4 protein-coding genes are annotated in these 2140 nt (G+C 69.6%); 2 read left to right on the top strand and 2 right to left on the bottom strand.

The window, feature by feature from the left end; all coding sequences use genetic code 11:
- Nucleotides 1-65: 65 nt before the first annotated feature.
- Nucleotides 66-236: a hypothetical protein gene (locus ABZU74_RS33980; protein WP_355432872.1), complete on the bottom strand. Its 171-nt coding sequence runs from the start codon at nucleotides 234-236 to the stop codon at nucleotides 66-68.
- Nucleotides 237-444: 208 nt separating this feature from the next.
- On the opposite strand from ABZU74_RS33980, the gene ABZU74_RS33985 reads away from it, so the two are divergent.
- Entirely contained in the window at nucleotides 445-1131 is a 687-nt protein-coding gene (locus ABZU74_RS33985; RefSeq protein ID WP_130403179.1) for a DUF4191 domain-containing protein, read from the top strand.
- 239 nt (nucleotides 1132-1370) lie between these two features.
- Here ABZU74_RS33985 and ABZU74_RS33990 read toward each other — a convergent pair whose 3' ends face one another.
- On the bottom strand, nucleotides 1371-1769 hold the full coding sequence (locus tag ABZU74_RS33990) for an RDD family protein (RefSeq protein ID WP_355432875.1): 399 nt from the start codon (nucleotides 1767-1769) through the stop codon (nucleotides 1371-1373).
- Between the two features lie 263 nt (nucleotides 1770-2032).
- On the opposite strand from ABZU74_RS33990, the gene ABZU74_RS33995 reads away from it, so the two are divergent.
- Nucleotides 2033-2140 (top strand): glutamine synthetase (locus tag ABZU74_RS33995; RefSeq protein WP_222431430.1); only part of this gene is annotated, 108 nt, incomplete at its 3' end.

Consider the following 2140-nt stretch of genomic DNA (forward strand, 5'->3'; position numbering starts at 1 on the left):
GGCGGGCGCCGGGGACGTGGCGGCCCCGGCGGGCGCCGGGGACGTGGCGGCTGCGCTGGGCGCGGTCACCGGCGGGCGTCGCTGGTGCGACCGGCCTGCCTGCGCCGGCCCAACCACCCGCGGCTGGTGGGACGCGGCAGCGACCGGGCGAGCCGGTCCGCGGCCGCGTCGGCGCGCAGCTCGGCGGCGTGGGAACGGTGCAGGGTGAGCAGGAAATCTGCGTCGTTGCCGAACATGTCGGGCTCCTTCGTGGGGTCGTCGTCTTCTGCTGACGACTCTTCGCGCGAAGGCCCCACCCGGGCATGGGCATGGCGCCTCATCTTCCCCGCCCACAGCCTCCTTACCCGGCCGGTCCGGGCGCGTACGGCGACGTAAGGTACTCAGCTGCCCCGGGCACCCGGACGCGGATCAACCGGGCCGGCGGCGACCACTAGACTCTGCGGCATGGCAAAGCCCCAGGAGAAGGTCTCGTTCGGCCAGCGGCTGAAGCAGATCGGGATGGTGTTCCAGTTCACCGCCAAGCAGGACCGGTGGTTCGCGCCGTTGGTCGCCGCGGCGGTGCTGATCCCGCTCGCGCTCACCGTGGTCGCTGTCATCTTCTGGGGCTGGATCTGGCTGCCGCTGGGCATCCTGTTCATCCTGCTCGCGGTGCTGATCGTGCTCAACCTGCGATCCAACAAGGCGATGATGAACGCCGCCGAGGGGCAACCCGGCGCGGCGGCGCAGATCATGGAGAACATGCGCGGCGACTGGCGGGTGACCCCGGCGGTCAGCTCGACCACACAGATGGACATGGTCCACCTGGTGATCGGCCGCCCGGGCGTGATCCTGCTGGCCGAGGGGAACCCGCAGCGGGTGCGCGGCCTGCTCGGCCAGGAGAAGCGGCGGCTGTCCAAGGTGATCGGCTCCGCTCCCCTGCACGACTACGTGATCGGGCAGGAAGAGGGCGAGCTGCCGATCCGCAAGCTGCGGACGACGCTGCTGCGGCTGCCCCGCGCCCTCTCCGGCAAGGACGTCAACTCGCTGGACAAGCGACTCAAGGCGCTCACCGCCCGCCCGCAGATGCCCAAGGGCGCGATCCCGAAGAACATGCGGCCGCCAGGCGCCTTCCGCCAGTCGCGGGGCCGCTGACCCCCCAGATGTACGCAGAAGAGCCGGACCCGCACGGGTCCGGCTCTTTCGCGTACACCCTCAACGCACCCGCCCTCGGGCCCGCCGGTCGTCCCCGGCTCGGCCCGGCCACGGACATCGTCATGATCGTGCTCGATCCTGGATGTAGTGGGCTCGTGCGGGACGGAGGCCACTACTTCCTGGATCGAGTGCGATCTTGCGTTCGGGGGTGGCCCCGGATCGGCCTTGACGGGGTCCGGTCAGCCGCGGGGGGCGTCGACGATGACCGAGTCGGCGAGTCGGTCGTGCAGGCCGCGCCGGTGCTCATCCATGATCAGCGCGGGGACGACCAGGGCCAGCAGCAGGCCACGGATCAGCCCTCGGAGTACGCCGATCCGGCCACCGTCGTGCCAGTTCACACAGCGGATCTTGGTGATGTACATGCCCGGCGTCTGGGCGAACAGGCCGAGGAAGATCCCGTACACCAGGACCAGCACCAGTACCGGCGCCCAGCCGTCGCGTACCGGGTCGGCGAAGAAGTTGGACACCAGTAGGCAGAGCACCCAGTCGATGATCAGCGCACCGAACCGCCGACCGAGGCTCGGCGCGGTGAAGGTGGGGTCGGTGGCCGGCGCTGCCGGGGGGTGCGGATTGGTCACAGCGGTCAAGGATATCCGCGCCGGGACGAGGGCTTGCGGGGTGCCGCCGCCACTGTGTGCCGATTCAGGCCAAAGGCATCAGATGTCACTAGACTGGCACAGTCGGTACGGCGTTCCTGGCGGACCGGAGGCGTGGACCGGGGCGTCGCTGACACTCCGCGAGGGACGTAACACGGCAGAAACAACGGAGACACGGCCGGGCAACCCCCCGGCCCTAGCGTCGCCAGAAGCCTAGCCACCCCGTGGACGTGCCAGGAGGATGTGTGTTCGCCAATCCCGAGGAACTGCTGCGATACCTCAAGAACGAGGACGTGAAGTTCGTCGACGTTCGTTTCTGTGACCTGCCCGGCGTGATGCAGCACTTCAACCTG

Source organism: Micromonospora sp. NPDC005171 (genome assembly GCF_040608575.1).
In the GTDB taxonomy this organism is placed as follows: Bacteria; Actinomycetota; Actinomycetes; order Mycobacteriales; family Micromonosporaceae; genus Micromonospora.

Coding starts and splice junctions, on each gene's coding strand:
- ABZU74_RS33980 (WP_355432872.1), bottom strand. CDS start 236: ATGTTCGGCAACGACGCAGATTTCCTGCTCACCCTGCACCGTTCCCAC.
- ABZU74_RS33985 (WP_130403179.1), top strand. CDS start 445: ATGGCAAAGCCCCAGGAGAAGGTCTCGTTCGGCCAGCGGCTGAAGCAG.